Below are 19,910 nucleotides of genomic sequence, written 5' to 3' on the forward strand. Positions count from 1 at the left end.
TAATGAGTATACCTATAACTAAATCACTCTATATAATGAGGTAATAACATGGTTCAAATTACGCGACGCGGAGATATTTTACATACCTATGGAGATGTTCCTGCTGCTGGGAGCGACTGTCCAGACTTTACACTCACAGCTGCCGACCTGTCTGAGTTCTCTCTGTCTGACCTCGCAGGCAAAACGGTTGTTTTGAACATCTTTCCGAGTATCGATACTCCAACCTGTGCCACCTCAGTCCGCACGTTCAATGAGCAGTTGGCGAGTCATGATGGCGTTGAGGTGATTAATGTCTCAGCAGACCTACCGTTTGCACAAGCACGTTTCTGTGGTGCCGAAGGTCTAGAGAGGGTCAGTAATGCATCCACCTTCCGTAACCCAGAGTTTGGTAAAAGCTTTGGCGTCGAAATCATCGATTCAGGTATGCGTGGGCTTCTGGCTAGAGCCATTGTGGTGATTCGTGATGGCAAAGTGTTACATTCAGAACTGGTTCCAGAGATTGCGCAACAGCCTAACTACGATGCCGCTCTAAACGCTGCAACAGCCTAACCTCAATAACGGTGCCAGAGTCCATTCTGGCACCGAATCGTTTTTCTTTTTTCGAATACCTAATTCCCCTTTTCGAGTTCACTCGTCCGCACTAACTTGTTAATCTTCTGTACAAATTGACTCATTTTTAAGGATTTTTCATGAGCAAACTTGAGATGCTACGCAATAACCCAATCGGTTTGGGTTGTATGAACATGTCACACGCCTACAACACCCCGGTATCAGATGACGAGGCGATCAAAGGGTTTCGTGAAGCCTTTGAGATGGGCTACCGCCATTTTGATACGGCGACCTTATACGGTGGCGGCAAAAATGAGAAAGTTGTTGGCGAAGCGCTCAAGTCGGTCCGCGATGAGATCTTTTTGGCATCAAAATGTGTTCTCTACATCGACCCTGAAAAAGGTAAAGCACTAGACGGCCGCCCTGAAACCATCAAAGCACAGTGTGAAGCCAGCTTAAAACGCCTTCAAACAGATCAAATCGACCTCTACTACCTGCACCGTCGTGACTTTGACGTTCCAATTGAAGAGAGTGCAGGCGCCATGGCTGACCTTATCAAAGAGGGTAAAATTGCGAGCTACGGTCTTTCAGAAATGTCAGCTGACACCTTGCGAGCCGCCCATAAAGAGTGCCCCGTTGCCGCTATCCAAACTGAGTATTCACTTTGGACTCGCAACCCAGAGATCGCGGTTCTCGACGCCTGCCGTGAACTAGACGTTACCTTCGTCGCCTTCAGCCCACTGGCACGTGGCTTTTTAAGTCTCACAATCGACAACTTGGACGAACTGGCTGAAAAAGACATTCGCCGTGCCATGCCACGCTTCTACCCAGAGAACTTTGAACAGAACAGAGCGCTACTGAGTGACTATATTGCCATTGCTGAGCGTGCTGGCTGTACCCCAGCGCAATTAGCGCTGGCCTGGATCCGTGCAAAGGATCCCTCGATTGTTTCGATTCCAGGCACTCGCTTTGTCGAGCACATGCGTGACAACCTAGGCGCAGCCGATGTCACACTGAGTAGCGACATTGTTAATGAGTTAGAACAACTCATTAACCGCAATACCGTGGCCGGTGAGCGCTATAGTGCCGGTCAACAAACTGAGATCGACACCGAAGAGTTTGCTTAATCATGCGTAGCATTACCTCGATAGAGGGGAATACACAGAAGCTGGATGGCGGTTCAATGTTTGGTAATGCGCCTCGCGCGTTATGGCAACGCTGGATAGAGCCTGATGAGCTTAACCGTATTCCCTTAGCCTGCCGCGCCATGCTGGTTCAGGAGAGCAGCCCAAAACGTAACATCTTGGTTGAGACTGGCGTTGGCGCATTCTTCAGCCCCGAGATGAAAGATCGCTATGGTATTCAAGAGCAAGAGCACTGCCTGATCAAAAATCTTCAGGCTGCAGGTGTCTCCCACGAAGAGATCGACATTGTTCTATTGACCCACCTCCATTTTGACCACGCAGGCGGGCTACTGTCTGAGTGGCAAGAGGGTGAGGATCCTTACCTGCTCTTCCCAAATGCGAAATACTTAGTCGGTGAAGTCCAATGGCAGCGCGCAAACGACCCTCATGCTCGTGATCGCGCCTCTTACATACCTATGTTGATCAAACTGCTGGAGGAGTCAGGTCGATTAGAGATCATTCCTGAGGGCCAACAGTCAGCAACACTGGGAGATGGCTGGACACTGCATGAGAGCTCAGGGCATACACCCGGCCAAATACTGCCAGAAGTCGAGATGCCAGAGGGACCGGTCGTTTACCCTGGGGATCTTATTCCCGGCAGCGCCTGGGTTCATCTCCCCATCACCATGGGCTATGACCGTTTTCCAGAGCAGTTGATTGATGAAAAACGACAACTGCTTGAAGGGCTTGAAAGTCGGGGTGGACGTTTACTCTTTGTACACGACCCGTTTGTAGCGATAGGCCGTGTGACCAAGGATGCTAAAGGCAAGTACTCGGTTGAACAGGCCAGTAAACAGGTTAGCGCTCTCAGTAACTGAGGGCCTAACTATTTAGAAGCTCGCCATTGATGCAGTTTCTGATAGCTCTGTATCAGTCGTTGATGGCGCTCTAATCCGGTCAATTCCATACCGACTGGCTCGAGACCATAGAAACGAATCGTTCCGTTCACCGAGCCAACCACAGCCTCAATCCGCTCTTTACCAAACAAGCGGGTAAAGTTGTTGAGATAGTGCTCAAGGGCCATATCTGAATCTAACTCCACCTCAATGACAGCATCCATTGCACGATAGAACAGCGCGCGATCTAGGGTGTTATCGTTGTACTGCAAGAAGGCCTCAACCAACTCTTTAGCCTGAGGTAACTGACCCAGTGCTAGGTGTATCAGCAGTTTTAGCTCAAGAATGGTGAGCTGTCCCCAGACGCTGTTCTCATCAAACTCAATGCCGATCAACGTGCGGATATCAGTGTAGTTATCCAGCTCGCTCTCTTCTAGACGAACCAGCAACTCCTCTAGGTCTTCATCACACAACTCGTGCAGACAGAGAATCGCCTCGCGAAACTCCAGTGATTTATTGGTGTTATCCCAAATCAGATCTTCAACGGGATAGACCTCAGAGTAATCTGGGACCAGAATTCGAACCGCCGGTACACCCAGGTCATCATAGTTCGCTTGATAGGACTCTTTACCCATCGACTCCAGAATACCAAACAGCCTGTCAGCCTCCTCTCTGTTGGTACCTGAGAAATCCCAATCCACAAATTCGTAATCAAAGGCGTCACTGAAGAAGCGCCAGCTCACAACACCACTGGAGTCGATGAAGTGCTCAACAAAGTTATTCGGTTCAGTCAGCTCATGTGAGTTAAAGGTCGGTGGTGGCAGGTCGTTTAACCCTTCAAAGCTGCGGCCCTGCAGCAATTCAGTCAGGCTTCTTTCAATAGCGACATGCAGACTGGGGTGGGCACCGAACGAGGCAAACACACCGCCCGTTTTAGGGTTCATTAGCGTGACACAGGCGACTGGGAACTGGCCGCCCAACGAGGCATCCTTAACCAAAACAGGAAAGCCCTGCTCTTCTAGCGCCTTGATGCCCTCCACAATACCCGGCCAGCGTTCAAGCACCTGCGAGGGCACATCGGGAAGCGCAATCTCCTGCTCAAGAATCTGACGTTTAACCGCACGTTCAAAGATCTCAGAAAGACACTGAACCTGAGCCTCTTCAAGGGTATTGCCGGCACTCATACCGTTACTCAAAAAGAGGTTTTCAATCAGGTTCGATGGGAAGTAGATCGTTTCACCATCCGATCGACGCTGGAATGGTAGAGCGCAGATCCCCCTATCCTCATTACCAGAGTTGGTATCGATTAAGTTAGAGCCACTTAAATCCTGATCAGGGTCGTAGATCTCAAGAGTGTACTCATCCAATAACCCCTCTGGGATATCATCCTCTTCTGTCAGTTCAAACCAGCATTCATCTGGGCGGTGGACAAACTCTGATTCAGCCAACTCTTGGCCAAAATACTGATCGTTGTAGAAAAAGTTACAGGAGAGACGCTCTAAAAACTCACCCAATGCAGAGGCCAGTGCTGCCTCTTTTGTGGCCCCTTTACCGTTGGTAAAACACATGGGAGAGGCCGCATCACGAATGTGCAGTGACCAGACATTGGGGACAATGTTGCGCCAGGAGGCTACCTCTATTTTCATCCCCAGATCAGCAAGAATCTGTGTCATCTTTGCGATGGTCTGTTCAAGTGGCGCGTCTTTACCTTCAATGAAGGTTTCACTGTCGGTAGCAACCGCTAGTAGAGCTTGGGCATCCTCATCAAGACTGTCGACGACCTCTATCTGAAACTCAGGACCCTCTTGCACGACTTTTTTCACGGTACAACGCTCAATGGAGCGAAGGATACCGGTGCGATCTTTATCACTGAGATCTTCTGGCAGCTCAACACTGATTTTGAAGATCTGTTTGTAGCGGTTCTCAGGATCGACAATGTTGTTCTGAGCAAGACGGATATTATCGGTAGAGATGCCTCGCGCTTCGCAGTAGACCTTTACGAAATAGGCGGCACACAGCGCTGATGAAGCCAAAAAGTAGTCAAATGGACCGGGGGCTGAGCCATCGCCTTTGTAGCGAACCGGCTGATCGGCGATCACGGTGAAGTCGTCAAACTTCGCCTCTAGGCGTAAGTTATCGAGGTAGTTAACTTTAATTTCCATGATCGACCAATCCTTGTCGTTGAGTCTGTTTTAGAGGCCTTACTTTGCCGGTATCGAATAGGTTGCTGTAACGTGCGCCACCATCGAATCTTCATCACCCGAGTAGATGTAACACTCACCAACCCCGTTTCTTCGACCGACGCGAAGCACACGTGCACGTGCCAACATATCAACAGGCTTGGGCTTACTTAAGAAGTTGATGTTTAGGTTACCGGTCACCGTCATCGGCGAGGGGCCAATCTTAGTTTGCAACGCGGACCAGATGGCCACATCCGCCATCCCCATCATGGTTGGACCCGAGACCGTACCACCTGGACGCAAATGACTGTCTTCAACCGTTAATCGCATCAAAACCCAGCCATCTCCCGCCTCTTCAACGGCACCAAAGCCTTCACCTTGCGGAAAGTGGTTTGTTAAAAAATCATTCAGCTCTTGAACCGTTTGTAACACGTCTAAACCCTCTTACACTCTGGCTTTATCGTAGTAGTTTTGCAGAATCAGATAGAGTGAGTGTGCATCCTGACTGCCGCATAACTCACGAATTGAGTGCATACCAAATTGCGGGCAGCCGATATCCACAGTACGAATACCGACTTCCGATGCGGTAATCGGACCAATCGTGCTGCCACACCCCATATCAGATCGAACCACAAAGCTCTGTACTGGCACGTTTACATCCTGCGCAATGGCGCGGAAGGTTGCACTGGTTTCACTGTTGGTGGCGTAGCGCTGATTAGAGTTAATTTTGATGACCGGTCCTGCATTAATCAGCGGACCATGATTCTCGTCATGTTTATCGGCATAGTTAGGGTGCACAGCGTGGGCATTATCGGCGGAGATCATCATGGAGTGGCTAATCACACGGTTACGCTCTTCGTTGTTCGGTAAGAGTCGCTCTAGCCACTGGGCCAACATTGGGCCTTGAGCACCGCAGGCACTCGCACTGCCTACCTCTTCGTGGTCGGTACAGACCAAAACAGCGGCCTGCTGACCATCACTGTCGAGTAGAGACTGCAAACCGATGAAACAGCTCAACAGATTATCCAAGCGAGCCGAGGCGATAAACTCTCTGTTCAATCCCACCATTGCAGGCGTTTGAACATCGTAGAAAGAGAGTTCGTAATCTAGAACCTCCTGGACCTCTGTCACCCCCTGTTCAAGCAATTTAGATTTCAACAAGGCTCTGAAATCTTGCTTCTGTTCCGCCTGACCTAGCAGCACAGGGAGGTGAAGTTGTGGGTTAACCGTTCGATCTTTATTGGCCTCACGGTCTAGGTGAATCGCAAGGCTTGGAATCGTCGCGATCGCCTCTTTGAAATCGATTAGCGAGCTGTCTAAAGAGCCATCGGTTTGGCGGTAGGTCACCCGGCCAGCTAACGACAAGTCGCGATCAAACCAGGGGTTCAACAGCGCACCACCATAGACTTCAACGCCAAGCTGCAGATAATTTTGTCGGTATAGCTCTGGCGTTGGCTTGACGCGAAGACAGGGTGAGTCGGTATGAGCGCCCACCATTCTAAAGCCTGAATCAAAGTTGCCAGTATGACGCCAAGCGATGATCGATGAACCGTTACGACGAATAAAGTAACTCTCGCCAGCGACAGGATTCCAGGCTTCGTGTTCCAACAGCTCTTTGAAGCCAGCATGACTTAAGCGATCTGCCATCTGCTGCGTGGCATGAAAAGGGGTTGGACTATCTGCTAAAAAGGTCAGTAGATCTTGGTTAAAACGCTCTTGTTCCATTACTGTTTCTCCGCACCCTTCTCGAGTACTTCTATTAACCTAACATCAAATATCAAAGCTGAATTGGGTGGAATTTCACGACTGGGACTGCGCGCGCCGTAGGCCAAGTCAGCAGGAATGTAGAGCTCATACTGAGCCCCCTCTTTCATTAACCCCAAGCCTTCTCGCCAACCTTTAATCACCTGATTGAGCGGGAATTTGATCGGCTTTCCGGCTTCGGTCTTATCGAAGACACCGCCATCGACACGGCGACCTTCATATTCAACCAGTACAACACTGTCGTACTCTGGCTGCTTGCCCTGTCCTTCGGAAATGACACGGTACTGCAGTCCCGACTTACGAACAATCACACCCGGCTTTTGACGATTTTCAGCTAGGAAAGCCTCCCCTGCTTTGCGAGTATCGTCATTCAGTGCCTTCTCTATTAGCTCTTTTCGAAACGCCTCTTTATCTTCGATCTCGTCACGGTCAGAGGCGCTATCACAACCGGCCAACATCAAAGAAAAAATCGCTAAACCCGCAATTCGCAAAACCACCGCAACCACTCCCGCGTAGTAAAAGAAAGTTATTTTACATCATGAGGAGAGCTGGCCTAAACTGCTCTCTATTAGATTTTTACTTTTATTGCGATTTTGGAGTGTTGGGATGCGAGCTTTACAGCTCTTTTTGGTTTTATCATTATCGATAGCGACAGGAGCACAGGCCTCTCTTAAGCCTGAAGCCGTCCACTCGAATGCCATTCAGTCGCTGGTCGCGGGATTGGAATCTCACCACTACCGTGAACAGGCCGTCGACGATGAACTCTCTGAGAAGCTCTTCAACAACTTCTTTGAAACTATCGACCCAACAAGAAGCTACCTACTGCAGAGCGATATCGACTCTTTAGCTCACTTCAAGCGCACTCTGGACGACGACATGCGCTCCGGCAATCTAACCTTTGCATTTGCCGCCTACGAACGCTTTTTGACCCGTTTTCAGGAGCGCACAGAGCAGATGATCGACGCTCTAAAATCGGACCAAACATTTGATTTCACTCTAGACGACAGACTTCCGATCAGTCGTGAAGAGAAACATTGGTTTCAATCGAAAGGCGAACAGGATCAATACTGGTCACTGCGTCTTAAAAGCGCCGTGTTAAATCTAAAACTTTCTGACAAGAGTGTTTCTGAAGCTAAAGAGACACTGATCAAACGTTACGAATCGCAACTTAATCGTGCACTGCAGACCAATAGCGAAGATATTTTTCAATCATATGCTAATGCCTTGGCACGTCTTTACGACCCGCATACCGCCTATTTTTCACCCGCGACCTCAGAGAACTTTGAGATCAACATGAGTCTATCACTTGAAGGGATCGGCGCTGTCCTGCAGAGCGAAGATGAATTCACCAAGATCGTTAGTCTTGTACCGGCGGGCCCGGCCGATAAGAGCGGCCAGCTGAAACCTGCCGACCTGATCGTGGGTGTCGGACAAGACATGGATGGTGAGATCGAAGATGTGGTGGGTATGCGCTTGGATGATGTCGTTGACAGGATCCGTGGACCTAAAGGATCCATCGTACGCTTAGAGATCATCCCATCCACTTCGGCTGACAAGAGCACACGCAAGATCGTCAAATTAGAGCGACAGCGTGTAAAGCTTGAAGAGCAAGCGGCCAAGTCTCGGATCATGGAGGTTGAGCGTGACGGCAACATCTATAAAGTTGGCATCATCGACATCCCAACCTTCTACATCGATTTTGCTGCCCTTAGAAAAGGGGACAAGGATTACCGCAGCACGACTCGTGATGTAGCGGTACTGATTGAAGACCTCAAGCAACAGGGCGTTGATGCTCTGGTTGTTGATCTACGCGAAAACGGAGGTGGCTCACTGCGAGAGGCCAATGAACTGGTGGGTCTATTTATTAGCCGTGGTCCAACCGTGCAGATTCGTGATCTTGAAGGTCGGGTCGATGTGCTGGGCGACTACAACCCAGAGACCACTTGGACTGGACCCTTGACCGTTGTGATTGATCGACTCAGTGCATCGGCTTCGGAGATCTTCGCCGGTGCCATACAAGATTACCGCCGAGGGCTGGTCGTTGGCAGTCGCACATTCGGTAAAGGGACTGTGCAGACTCTTCAACCACTGCGTCATGGGCAGCTAAAATTCACAACCGCGAAGTTCTATCGTATCTCTGGTGAGAGTACTCAGCACCAAGGGGTAGCTCCGGATATCGAGTTTCCATCGATGTTTGATCAGAGCGAAATCGGTGAAAGCGCTCTCGACTTTGCCCTACCTTGGGACAAAGTAAGGCCTGTTCGTTACGGCAGCTACTCATCACTCGATCGTTGGGTTCCTGAGCTGCAAAACCGCCATACTCAAAGAACGCAAACTGATCATGATTTTCAGCACATGCGTGACACCATCGCCTTGATCAATGAGCAGAAATCGATGCAGTGGCTGCCGCTCAATGAAGAGCAGTTAAAAGCCCAACGCGATCAGATGGAGCAGGCTCAAATCGATCTAGAGAATCAGCGTCGCATGGCAAAGGGTGAACAACCTATTAAGACGCTTGATGAGCTACTGACAGAGACAGCACCCGGTGAAGAGATCACTGATCCCGACAGTGAAGCCGTGCTTCGCGAAGCCAGTGAGCTGAGCATCGATATGATCGAGATGTTCTTTCAAGAGGATCAGTCTCGTTTGGCGGGTTGATAGCGGAATGTGAGATACGATTCGCTAAGCGAATCTTTCGCGGCTTGTCCTTCGGGCAATTCGCTCCTACAGTAGGACTTCGGAAAAAATTATCTACGTAGCTCGACTGTAGGAGCGAATTGGAGCGCAGCGACAAACCGCGATCAAACCGCACTAGCGATTTGTAATTCTTTCCCCTTCTTCTCGAGACTATTCCCAACCGCTGTCCACTGCTCAAAAAAACACCAATTCCGCTTTGCACACCGCTAACACTCCTGTATAATTTCGCCCTCTTTATAACTCCGTCAGCTTGCATCCATCAGCTTAGCAAGTCATCGGAGATGACGATGAACCGACCCTATGAAGCTGATGTCATAGGCTAGTGTGCCATCCCCTGGCACCCAAAATAGGACACTTTCATGAGCGAAAGCTTTGCTGAACTGTTTGAAGAATCCCTCCAAGAACTTGCGATGACTCCAGGTACCCTAGTAACTGGTACTGTTGTTGATATCGATGCTGATTGGGTAACTGTTAACGCTGGTCTTAAGTCTGAAGCGGTTATTCCACGCTCTCAGTTCCTTAACGATGCGAACGAACTTGAAATCAACATTGGTGATGACGTTAAAGTTGCACTAGAAGCTGTAGAAGATGGTTTCGGTGAAACTAAACTTTCTCGCGAGAAAGCGAAACGTGCAGAAGCATGGGAAGTTCTTCAGACTAAGTTTGAAGCGGAAGAGATCGTAAAAGGTTACATCTCTGGCAAAGTTAAAGGTGGTTTCACTGTAAACGTCAACAACATCCAAGGCTTCCTACCAGGTTCATTGGTAGACGTTCGCCCAGTACGTGACGTTGATCACCTAGAAGGCAAAGAACTTGAATTCAAACTGATCAAACTTGATCAGAAGCGTAACAACGTTGTTGTTTCTCGCCGCGCAGTTCTTCAAGAAGCTAACAGCGCACAGCGTGATGAGATCCTTGCTGATCTTGAAGAAGGCCAAGCAGTTAAAGGTTACGTTAAGAACCTTACTAACTACGGTGCGTTCATCGACCTTGGCGGCGTTGACGGTCTTCTACACATCACTGACATGGCGTGGAAACGTATCTCTCACCCAAGCGAAATGCTAACTCCAGGTGATGAGATCGACGTTAAGATCATCAAATTCGACAAAGAGAGCGGTCGTATCTCTCTAGGTCTTAAGCAGCTATCTGAAGATCCATGGGAAGCGATCAAGAACCGTTACCCAGCAGGTACTCGTGTATCAGGTAAGGTTACTAACCTAACTGATTACGGCTGTTTCGCATCTCTAGAAGATGGCGTAGAAGGTCTAGTACACGTTTCTGAAATGTCTTGGACTAACAAAAACATCCACCCATCTAAAATCGTTCAGGTTGGTGATGCTGTAGAAGTTATGGTTCTAGACGTTGATGAAGAGCGTCGTCGTATCTCATTGGGTATCAAACAGTGTACAACTAACCCATGGGCTGCATTCTCTGAGCAGTACGCTGCTGGCGATAAAGTATCTGGCACAATCAAGACGATCACTGACTTCGGTATCTTCGTTGGTCTAGACAACGATCTAGACGGCCTAGTACACATGTCAGACATCACTTGGGAAGCTGATGCTGAAGCTGCACTTCGCGACTACAAGAAAGGCGACGAAGTTGAAGCAGTTATCCTGTCTATTGACGCAGAGAAAGAGCGTATCTCTCTTGGCGTTAAACAGCTAGAAAGCGATCCATTCTCTGAGTTCCTAGCGGGCCACGAGAAAGGCGCAATCGTTACTGGTACTGTTACAGCAGTTGAGCCACGTGCTGCTACTGTTGAACTTGCTGAAGGTATCGAAGCTGTTCTTAAAGCATCTGACATCGCTGCAGAGCGCATCGAAGACGCTACAACTGCTCTAAACGTTGGCGACAGCGTTGAAGGTAAGATTGTAGGTGTTGATCGTCGCAACCGCGTTATCACCTTCTCTATCCGTGCGAAAGATCAAGCTGAAGAGAAAGCTGCTCTTAAAGCCGTACAGAACGCTGAAGTTGAAACTGCTGGTCCAACGACTATCGGTGACCTTATCAAGCAGCAGATGGGTCAGTAATCCTAAGATTACCGACACACTGAGAAAGAGCGCTTCGGCGCTCTTTTTTTTGGCTATTTGATTGCTATATTGAACCTCAAATTGACAATCTTTAGACTGGTAAAAAATCTAAAAATCGGGGCTCTAGATTGAAACGAATCAAAACTCTTCATTCCGATCTAACATTTAGCGAACTGGCTTATGGTGTCTGGAGACTCGCAGAGTCCAAGCCAACCACTTCAAGTACCGAAGCCAAAATCCAAGCCTGTTTGGATCAGGGAATAACGACCTTTGACCATGCAGATATCTACGGTGACTATCAGTGTGAGCAACTCTTTGGCGACGCGCTGAAAGCCAATCCATCCCTAAGAGGCCAGATGGAGCTGATTAGCAAATGTGATATCGCTCTGATCTCTGATCACTACCCAGATCGACGAGTTAAGTATTACGACACCTCCCGTGAATATCTATTTCAGCAGGTCAAACAGAGTCTGAAAAACTTACAGACTGACTACCTAGACACCCTCTTAATTCATAGACCCGATCCTTTGATGGATGCCGAAGAGACCGGAGAGGCACTGGACGATCTCATTAAAGAAGGCTTGGTCAGAACCGTAGGGGTCTCTAACTTTTCAGTGTGGCAGTGGAAACTACTGCAGTCGAAAATGACGAATCGACTGATCACCAATCAAATTGAGATCAATCTCTTTGAACAGAGTTCACTCTGGGATGGAACGCTGGAAGCGATGCAACTCGATCAGCTACTGCCGATGGCCTGGTCACCACTGGCTGGCGGCCAACTGTTTAACCAACCACTAAATTCAGAGCTTGAGGGCTTACTAAACAGAATCGAGCAGAGCCAACAGTGCCAGCGTGAACATATCGCACTGGCCTGGTTAAGAGTGCACCCTGCCAATATTCTTCCTGTTGTTGGCACAAACAATCTAGATCGAATAAAGGCGCTGCATCAGGTCAATCATGTTGAGCTTGATCGAGAGACCTGGTTTGAGCTTCTGACCGCAGCAAAAGGATCTGAAGTGCCATAAAAAAAACCGGCGTTAGATACACCGGCAAGACTAATTGGCTAAAAAGAGCTTGTGTCTTTAAAGGAACATCAGAAGTTATCAGGTTTGATGAGAAGTCTTGCAACCGAGTCACGCCAACCAGCATAACGCTCATTGGCATCATCAACGGTCATAAGCGGCTCAAAATGGTGATTCAGTGCCCAGGTTTTTGCAAAACCCTCTTGGTCAGGATAAAAACCAACATGCATACCTGCCAGCCAAGCGGCACCTAACGCCGTTGTCTCAATAATTTCGGGTCGATCGACAGGAGCTTGCAAAATATCCGAAAGGGATTGAGCCATCCAGTCGTTAGCAACCATCCCCCCGTCGATTCGCAAAACTGACTCAACATTTGTTCCACCAGAACTTAGCCAGTCTGATCGCATGGCGTCGGATAGGTCGCGAGTTTGGTAGGCAACCGATCGAAGCGCGGCTCTAGCCAGATCAGCAAAGCCAGTATCACGAGTAAGACCAAAAATGGCGCCACGACACTCCGTATCCCAATACGGTGCTCCAAGCCCCGTAAAAGCAGGAACAAGATAGACACGATTCTCTGGCTTAGCCTCGCTTGCAAGTGCTTCAGTATCTTTAGCATCGCGAATGATCTTCAAACCATCGCGCAACCACTGGACGACTGCACCAGCAATGAATATAGAGCCCTCTAGAGCATAGGTTGGCTTTCCATCAAGCTGATAAGCAATAGTACTGAGAAGACGGTGTTCGGACTTAACACAATGCTCCCCTGTATTAAGGAGAGCAAAACATCCGGTGCCATAGGTAGATTTAAGCATACCTGGTTTAAAACACGCTTGGCCTATCGCTGCAGCTTGTTGATCACCCGCAACGCCACAAATCGGAATGGCGTTTCCACCAAACAGATCTTCGCGCGTTTTACCAAAATCATCTGCACAGTTTTTAACCTCTGGCAGCATGCATGAAGGTATATTTAGAAGAGACAATAGCTCTTCATCCCAAATGCCTTGATGGATATTGTAGATCAATGTTCTGGACGCATTAGTAGCGTCAGTGGCATGAACTACACCACCCGTTAGCCGCCAAATGAGATAACAATCCACTGTACCAAACAACAATTCACCGGATTCCGCCGAGGCGCGAGCACCCTCAACATTATCCAATATCCAAGCGAGTTTTGTGCCAGAAAAATAGGGATCAAGTAATAGCCCTGTTTTCTCTATAAAAGTCTGCTCATAGCCTTTTGACTTCAACTCGTTGCAAAAATCACCCGTTCTTCTATCTTGCCAAACAATCGCGTTATAGATTGCTTTGCCTGTCTGTTTATTCCAAACAACGACTGTTTCACGCTGATTTGTTATGCCAATCGCTCTTATACTGGAGCTATCTATACCACCCATCTCAATGGCTTGACGACACACTCCGGCAGTCGTGGACCATATCTCTTCAGGATCATGCTCTACCCACCCTGATTTAGGGAAATACTGAGTAAATTCCTGCTGACCAGTAGAAACAATTTTAAGATCTTTATTAAATAAAATTGCTCTTGAGGATGTGGTTCCTTGGTCTATTGAGAGAACGTAATTTTCCACTAGACTTTCCTAAAAACGAATACAGCCCATATTATTGATAGAGTTAAACCACCCCACAAAGGTGTACCCATCAATCCCAACCAACCAAGCATAATAAACACTGTACCCAAGATCGAGATAAACAGACGGTCACCTCGGGTGGTTGTAATGCCAAATACACCTGTGCGCTCAGCTCCCCCAGGATATTTCACTTCTAGGAATGCCAGAACACCAATGCAAGAGAAGATAAAAACAAATACCAGAGCCGTTGGTAACGTCCAAGCCATCCAACTAAACATTACACCCTCCCCATAGCGAAACCTTTCGCTATATGATTTCTAACGAAGTAGACCACAATCGCCCCTGGGATAATGGTCAAACACCCAGCTGCCGCCAACAGACCTAGCTCATATCCAGCACTCGATGCAGTTTTGGTCATTGTTGCTGCGATCGGCTTAGCATCGATAGAGGTTAACGTTTTTGCTAACAACAGTTCGACCCAAGAAAACATGAAACAGAAGAAGGCTGCTACTCCAATACCTGCTTTGATATTTGGCATGAAAATTGTCACAAAGAATCGCGGGAAAGAGTATCCATCAACATAAGCAGTTTCATCTAGCTCTTTAGGGATACTTTTCATGAAACCCTCCAAGATCCACACAGCAAGCGGGATATTGAAAAGACAGTGGGCTAAAGCCACAGCAATATGAGTATCAAATAAACCAACGGCTGAGTACAACTGAAAGAATGGCAAGGCAAATACTGCCGGCGGTGCCATTCGGTTAGTCAGCAACCAAAAGAATAGATGCTTATCACCCATAAAACGGTAGCGACTGAATGCGTATGCCGCCGGAAGGGCTACACACAAAGAGATAACCGTATTGATCAGCACGTAGGTAGTAGAGTTTATGTAACCCCAATACCATGTCGGATCATTAAAGATGACAGCGTAGTTTTCAAGCGTCCACTCTTGTGGAAAAAAAGAGAAACCACTCAAAATCTCATTAGTTGTTTTAAAACTCATTGAAAGCAACCAATAGATAGGAAGCATCAAAAAGATTATGTACAAAATCGGCGCTAAGCTTTTTAGTTTCATATCGCCCCCTTATTCCTTCACATCTTTATTCATTATTGTGTAGAACACCCAACTCACCAGTAGAGTGATCGCGAAGTATATGAGTGACATAGCCGCTGCTGGTCCTAAGTCAAACTGACCAAGCGCTACTTTAACTAGGTCGATAGACAACAGAGTTGTGGAATTACCAGGGCCTCCACCGGTCAATACAAAGGGTTCTGTATAGATCATGAAGCTATCCATAAACCGTAACAGTATCGCAATCATCAAAACCTGCTTCATCTTGGGCAATTGAATGTATCTAAACACAGACCATTTGGAGGCCCCATCAATCTCAGCTGCTTGATAGTAAGCATCAGGAATGGAGACAAGACCTGCATAAGAGAGCAGAACAACCAACGAAGTCCAATGCCAAACATCCATAACTATCAGCGTGACCCAAGCAGCCAATGGGCTCTGTGTCATGTTGTAATCAATACCAAGCCAGTTTAATCCGTAGCCCATTAGACCAATATCTGGAAGAGTAAATATGTTCCACATTGCGCCAACAACATTCCATGGAATAAGGAGTGGCAGAGACATTAAGATCAAGCAAATAGGAACCCATATTCCCTTTCTAGGCATCGCCAAGGCTATTGCAACACCGAGAGGAATTTCGACCGCGAGGATAATACCTGTGAAGAGGAACTGTCTCCCCAAGGCATCATGGAAGCGTTCTGAATGCAGAACCTGTTCAAACCAATCTACGCCCTGCCAAAAAAAGACATTATTACCAAACGTCTCTTGAACGGAGTAATTCACTACTGTCATCAGTGGTATTAGTGCGTTAAAAGCCACCAATAAAATAACAGGTAAAACGAGGAGCCAAGCTCTAGGGTTTTCGGTTTTCATTGTTATAAAACCTCGTACTCATAGGTTAGATCTACCAACCACCCATCTTTGTAAAGACGAGTTTGCGGCTTATCGAAAGTAAGGTAAGTGCTCCCTTCAGGAACAGGCTGATCCTCATTTAAAACTGCGAAGACCTTTTGTGAGCCTACTAACGTTTGTAAGACCTTATGACGCCCAACATCCATAACATTGACTACCGTTGCCGGTATGCCTTGCTCGGCGATTCGCACAAACTCGGGACGCACACCTATCTCTAAAGATTTACCTTCAGCTTCAACAATAGGACTGCTTACTTCGAGGAAGTGGCCACCAAGGGATACTTGACCGTCAACTATTTCAACAGGCAATACATTCATACCGGGTGAACCAATAAAATGACCAACAAAGGTATGTTCAGGTCTTTCAAAAAGCGCATCTGGAGTGCCAACCTGCAGTACCTGACCGAAGTTCATCACTACAACCTGATCCGCAAATGTGAGCGCCTCTGTCTGATCATGCGTCACATAGATCATTGTTGTTTTGACCTTCTGGTGCAGCTCTTTCAGCTTCGAGCGAAGCTTCCACTTCAAATGTGGATCAATGACGGTCAACGGTTCATCGAACATGATCACGTTAACATCCTCTCGCACCAGACCTCGACCTAGGGAGATTTTTTGCTTGTTATCTGGGGAAAGCCCTGCAGCTTTAGTTAGTAACAGATCATCGATCTCCAACATGGATGAGATCTCTCTGACTTTTACATCAATCCTAGCTTCATCGACCCCACGATTTCTCAATGGAAAAGCCAGGTTATCGTAAACCGTCATCGTGTCGTAGATCACGGGAAACTGAAACACTTGAGCAATATTACGCTCCGATGGAGAGAGGCTTGTAACTTCATTATCATCAAAAAGCAACTTGCCGTGGCTTGGTTCTAAAAGACCCGAAATGATATTTAGCAAGGTCGTTTTACCACAACCAGAGGGGCCCAGTAGCGCGTAGGCACCGCCATCATCCCAATCAAAGTGAACCCGTTTCAAGGCAAAATCATCATCAGACGATGGATTGGGGTAGTAGGAGTGTCTTATATTATCGAGTTTTATTTTAGCCATTGTTACTACCTAACCGCTTGTCCGTGGGAATCAAAGTAGAAGCATTTACTGCTATCAAGATAAAAATGGTGGTGCTCTCCCACCTTAAATGGGTGCAGTCCATTCGCTTGCGAGACCCAAGTGCCCCCCCCCATGGAAAAATGAGCGACGCTTTCTGAACCGGATAGCTCAGTTACCTGAATACGACCGTTTAACTCAATTGCACTATCTCCATGTCCAGTCGCTCTAACAAAATGAGGACGAACACCCAGTGTATAGTTTCCATCAGGCATATGTTGAGCGGTGCCCTCTGCCGGCCAACTCAAAGTTTCACTCAAATGAATGCAACCATCATACTTTTTAACGCTGATTGTATTTAAAGGAGGATCGGAAAATACTTCTGCAGCAGTCAGATTGACTGGCGTACGATAAACATCAGAGGTGGCACCAAACTGCGCAATATGACCTTCATTAAGAGCGGCGGTATGACCACCTAACATCAAAGCTTCAGCAGGTTCAGAAGTTGCGTAAACAACAATTGAACCACGATCAGCAAAAATACTGGGCAACTCTGCACGCAACTCTTCGCGCAACTTATAATCTAAGTTCGCAAGTGGTTCATCAAGAAATACAGCTGTAGAGTCTTTAATAAGGGCTCTAGCCAACGCACAACGTTGCTGTTGGCCACCTGAAAGCTCATGTGGCTTTCGATCTAACATAGGTCCTAAACGAAGCAGATCAACGGTAGCTTCCAGTCGTTTATTAATCTCCGCATCAGACATTTTTGATAATTTAAGTGGCGAAATAATGTTATCTCTTACACTTAAATGGGGATAATTAATGAAGAACTGATGCACAAAACTGATGCTTCTCTTCTGAGGTGGTGTTTTCGTAACATCTACACCGCCGTACAAAACCGAACCAGCTGTTGGCGAATCCAGTCCTGCCATCAGTTTCATCAGGGTTGTTTTACCGGCATTTGTCGCACCAAGTAAAACATTAAACTCACCAGGTTCAAGAACGAGATTTGTCTCGTGTATATGCATTTCGGCGCCGACGCGCTTTGCAACATCTTTTAATTCTAAATTCATGGAAATATCTCTGGGAAAGAAATCGAGAGGGCCTACGGCCCCCCCGTTTTAACCGTTAGTTAGTCCAGCTTTTCACTAGCTCATCATAATTAACGGTTTGACCCTGAGGCTTCTCATTAGCAAGTTTAGCCTTAGGCCCACCTTCACGACCCAACCAGTAAGATGGATCCTTCTCTTCGTTCAGACGAGGACCACAACCGCCGTAAACGTTTGCACCTTTGTCTGCACGCTCCATGCGAGCCATGGTGATGTCCATCTCTTGAGCTAGACGATCCATTGCTTCTTGAGGTGTGAATGCGCCTGAGTTCACGTCACCAATCTGTTGCCACCAAATTTGAGCAAGCTTAGGATAGTCAGGAACGTTGACACCGGTTGGAGACCACATATTACGATCTGGCGAACGGTAGAACTCAACTAGACCACCCAGTTTTGGAGCTCGCTCAGTGAATGATTCGTGATTAATAGAAGAGTCACGAATGAAGGTAAGACCTACGTGAGACTTTTTCACATCAACTGTTTTTGAAGTCACAAACTGAGCGTACAACCAAGCCGCTTTAGCACGATCTTCAGGTGTCGATTTTAGGATGGTCCAAGAACCAACATCTTGGTAACCGACCTTCTGACCTTCTTGCCAGTATGGGCCATGGGGGCTTGGAGCCATACGCCACAATGGTGTTCCTTCAGCATCAACCGTATTATTGCCCTCGGCTTGAGATTTAACCATGTCAGCTGTAAACGCGCTGTACCAGAAAATCTGTTGAGCAACATTACCTTGGCTCAGTGCAGGAAGTGATTGGTAGAAGTCATAAGATGCGGCACCTGGTGGAGCATATTTACGTAGCCATTCATCCCACTTACGAATAGCGTAAACTGCAGCAGGACCGTTTGCGGCACCACCACGAGAAACACTAGCACCAGCTGGATTACAACTACCCTCTTCCATACGGATACCCCATTCATCAATAGGACGCCCATTTGGTTGACCAGCAGAACCGGCACCCGCCATAGATAACCAGGCATCCGTCATACGCCAACCAAGGTCAGGGGCACGTTTACCGTAATCCATATGGCCGTAGATTGGAGTTCCATCGATCTCTTTGACGTGAACGGAGAAGAACTCCGCAATGTCCTCATAAGCGGACCAGTTAACAGGCACACCTAGATCATAGCCATAGATATCTTTGAACTGTTTTTGGAGATCTTCGCGATCAAACCAGTCTTTACGGAACCAGTAAAGGTTAACAAACTGCTGACTTGGCAGTTGGTATACTTCGCCATCAGCACCAGTCGTAAACTCAAGACCCATGAAATCGTCTAGATCAAGATTAGGGTTAGTGATGTCTTTGGCGGGACCGTTCATGAAATCAGTCAAGCTATGAGCCAACTGAAGACGAGAGTGAGTACCAATTAGATCTGAGTCGTTCACATAGGCATCGTAAAGATTCCGCTTAGTCTGCATTTGAGTCTGAACGGCCTGAACAACCTCCCCTTCACCCAGTAATTGGTGATTTACCTTAATACCCGTAATCTCTTCAAAGGCTTTTGCGAGAACCGTAGACTCGTAGGTATGTGTAGGGATAGTTTCTGAGAGCACATTGATTTCCATTCCAGCGAATGGTTTCGCAGCATTAATGAACCACTGCATCTCTTCGATTTGTTGCTCTTTAGTGAGTGCGGAGGGTTGAAACTCACTATCAACCCACTTCTTAGCAGCGTTGATGTCTGCATAAGCAGCGCTTGTGATTGTTGCCGAAGCAAACGCGACAGCCAAGGCTAGCTTTTTCTTCATGGTCTTTCTCCATCTTCATTATTTTTATCAACGAAGTGATCCAGAAATCATTCGTTAGAGTGGATACTCGCAAACGAAAGCAAACGAAGTCAAGAGAAAGTTTTTATTGACTTAAATTTTCTTTTTGTTAGCTTTCACCTAATACGAATATAAACGAATGAAGA

17 protein-coding genes are annotated in these 19,910 nt (G+C 47.4%); 6 read left to right on the forward strand and 11 right to left on the reverse strand.

Features of this window, described 5'->3' with window-relative positions:
- Positions 1 to 48 precede the first annotated feature (48 nt).
- The 3 genes from tpx (at position 49) to XMA127_RS08810 (ending at position 2,551) form a co-directional block, all read left to right on the forward strand.
- Complete coding sequence (gene tpx, locus XMA127_RS08800) at positions 49 to 549, forward strand: thiol peroxidase (protein ID WP_173481338.1); 501 nt, start codon at positions 49 to 51, stop codon at positions 547 to 549.
- Positions 550 to 689: 140 nt separating this feature from the next.
- Positions 690 to 1,676 (forward strand): aldo/keto reductase, encoded by a 987-nt coding sequence (locus tag XMA127_RS08805; protein ID WP_173499154.1) that lies wholly within the window; start codon positions 690 to 692, stop codon positions 1,674 to 1,676.
- Between the two features lie 2 nt (positions 1,677 to 1,678).
- The gene (locus tag XMA127_RS08810; RefSeq protein ID WP_173484629.1) at positions 1,679 to 2,551 is read left to right on the forward strand and encodes an MBL fold metallo-hydrolase; all 873 of its coding nucleotides are present in this window, start codon (positions 1,679 to 1,681) and stop codon (positions 2,549 to 2,551) included.
- Positions 2,552 to 2,559: 8 nt separating this feature from the next.
- Here the strand turns inward: XMA127_RS08810 and XMA127_RS08815 are convergent, their stop codons facing one another.
- Genes XMA127_RS08815 through XMA127_RS08830 form a run of 4 tightly spaced genes read right to left on the reverse strand, consistent with a single transcriptional unit; the run spans position 2,560 to position 7,010 of the window.
- The gene (locus tag XMA127_RS08815; RefSeq protein WP_173484628.1) at positions 2,560 to 4,731 is read right to left on the reverse strand and encodes an OsmC domain/YcaO domain-containing protein; all 2,172 of its coding nucleotides are present in this window, start codon (positions 4,729 to 4,731) and stop codon (positions 2,560 to 2,562) included.
- A gap of 39 nt (positions 4,732 to 4,770) precedes the next feature.
- The gene (locus XMA127_RS08820; protein WP_173481342.1) at positions 4,771 to 5,181 is read right to left on the reverse strand and encodes a PaaI family thioesterase; all 411 of its coding nucleotides are present in this window, start codon (positions 5,179 to 5,181) and stop codon (positions 4,771 to 4,773) included.
- Between the two features lie 12 nt (positions 5,182 to 5,193).
- A complete protein-coding gene (locus XMA127_RS08825) occupies positions 5,194 to 6,474 on the reverse strand; it encodes a M18 family aminopeptidase (protein ID WP_173484627.1) in 1,281 nt (426 codons plus the stop codon).
- Positions 6,474 to 7,010 (reverse strand): FKBP-type peptidyl-prolyl cis-trans isomerase, encoded by a 537-nt coding sequence (locus tag XMA127_RS08830; protein ID WP_371731459.1) that lies wholly within the window; start codon positions 7,008 to 7,010, stop codon positions 6,474 to 6,476. The genes XMA127_RS08825 and XMA127_RS08830 overlap by 1 nt, the downstream gene beginning before the upstream one ends.
- Positions 7,011 to 7,119: 109 nt before the next feature.
- On the opposite strand from XMA127_RS08830, the gene XMA127_RS08835 reads away from it, so the two are divergent.
- The 3 genes from XMA127_RS08835 to XMA127_RS08845 all read left to right on the forward strand — a co-directional run bounded on the left by XMA127_RS08835 (position 7,120) and on the right by XMA127_RS08845 (position 12,268).
- The gene (locus XMA127_RS08835; RefSeq protein WP_173484626.1) at positions 7,120 to 9,171 is read left to right on the forward strand and encodes a carboxy terminal-processing peptidase; all 2,052 of its coding nucleotides are present in this window, start codon (positions 7,120 to 7,122) and stop codon (positions 9,169 to 9,171) included.
- A 398-nt stretch (positions 9,172 to 9,569) separates the two neighbouring features.
- The gene (gene rpsA, locus XMA127_RS08840; RefSeq protein ID WP_173481345.1) at positions 9,570 to 11,243 is read left to right on the forward strand and encodes a 30S ribosomal protein S1; all 1,674 of its coding nucleotides are present in this window, start codon (positions 9,570 to 9,572) and stop codon (positions 11,241 to 11,243) included.
- A gap of 128 nt (positions 11,244 to 11,371) precedes the next feature.
- On the forward strand, positions 11,372 to 12,268 hold the full coding sequence (locus XMA127_RS08845) for an aldo/keto reductase family oxidoreductase (RefSeq protein WP_173481346.1): 897 nt from the start codon (positions 11,372 to 11,374) through the stop codon (positions 12,266 to 12,268).
- A gap of 68 nt (positions 12,269 to 12,336) precedes the next feature.
- On the opposite strand, the gene glpK is transcribed toward XMA127_RS08845, so the two are convergent.
- The 7 genes from glpK to XMA127_RS08880 are packed head-to-tail and all read right to left on the reverse strand — an operon-like array spanning position 12,337 to position 19,746.
- Entirely contained in the window at positions 12,337 to 13,851 is a 1,515-nt protein-coding gene (gene glpK / locus XMA127_RS08850; RefSeq protein WP_173481347.1) for a glycerol kinase GlpK, read from the reverse strand.
- Complete coding sequence (locus XMA127_RS08855) at positions 13,851 to 14,129, reverse strand: DUF2160 domain-containing protein (protein ID WP_173481348.1); 279 nt, start codon at positions 14,127 to 14,129, stop codon at positions 13,851 to 13,853. Before XMA127_RS08855 ends, glpK begins: the two co-directional genes overlap by 1 nt.
- Positions 14,129 to 14,926, reverse strand: coding sequence for a carbohydrate ABC transporter permease (locus tag XMA127_RS08860; protein WP_173484624.1), 798 nt, complete (start codon positions 14,924 to 14,926; stop codon positions 14,129 to 14,131). Before XMA127_RS08860 ends, XMA127_RS08855 begins: the two co-directional genes overlap by 1 nt.
- A 9-nt stretch (positions 14,927 to 14,935) precedes the next feature.
- A complete protein-coding gene (locus XMA127_RS08865) occupies positions 14,936 to 15,796 on the reverse strand; it encodes a carbohydrate ABC transporter permease (RefSeq protein WP_173484623.1) in 861 nt (286 codons plus the stop codon).
- A gap of 2 nt (positions 15,797 to 15,798) precedes the next feature.
- Positions 15,799 to 16,887: an ABC transporter ATP-binding protein gene (locus tag XMA127_RS08870; protein ID WP_173484622.1), complete on the reverse strand. Its 1,089-nt coding sequence runs from the start codon at positions 16,885 to 16,887 to the stop codon at positions 15,799 to 15,801.
- A gap of 5 nt (positions 16,888 to 16,892) precedes the next feature.
- Positions 16,893 to 17,957 (reverse strand): ABC transporter ATP-binding protein, encoded by a 1,065-nt coding sequence (locus XMA127_RS08875; RefSeq protein ID WP_173484621.1) that lies wholly within the window; start codon positions 17,955 to 17,957, stop codon positions 16,893 to 16,895.
- 55 nt (positions 17,958 to 18,012) lie between these two features.
- A complete protein-coding gene (locus tag XMA127_RS08880; RefSeq protein ID WP_173481353.1) occupies positions 18,013 to 19,746 on the reverse strand; it encodes an ABC transporter substrate-binding protein in 1,734 nt (577 codons plus the stop codon).
- Between the last annotated feature and the right edge of the window lie 164 nt (positions 19,747 to 19,910).

Origin of the sequence: Marinobacterium sp. xm-a-127, assembly GCF_013283425.1 — a bacterium.
Taxonomy (GTDB): Bacteria; Pseudomonadota; Gammaproteobacteria; order Pseudomonadales; family Balneatricaceae; genus Marinobacterium_E.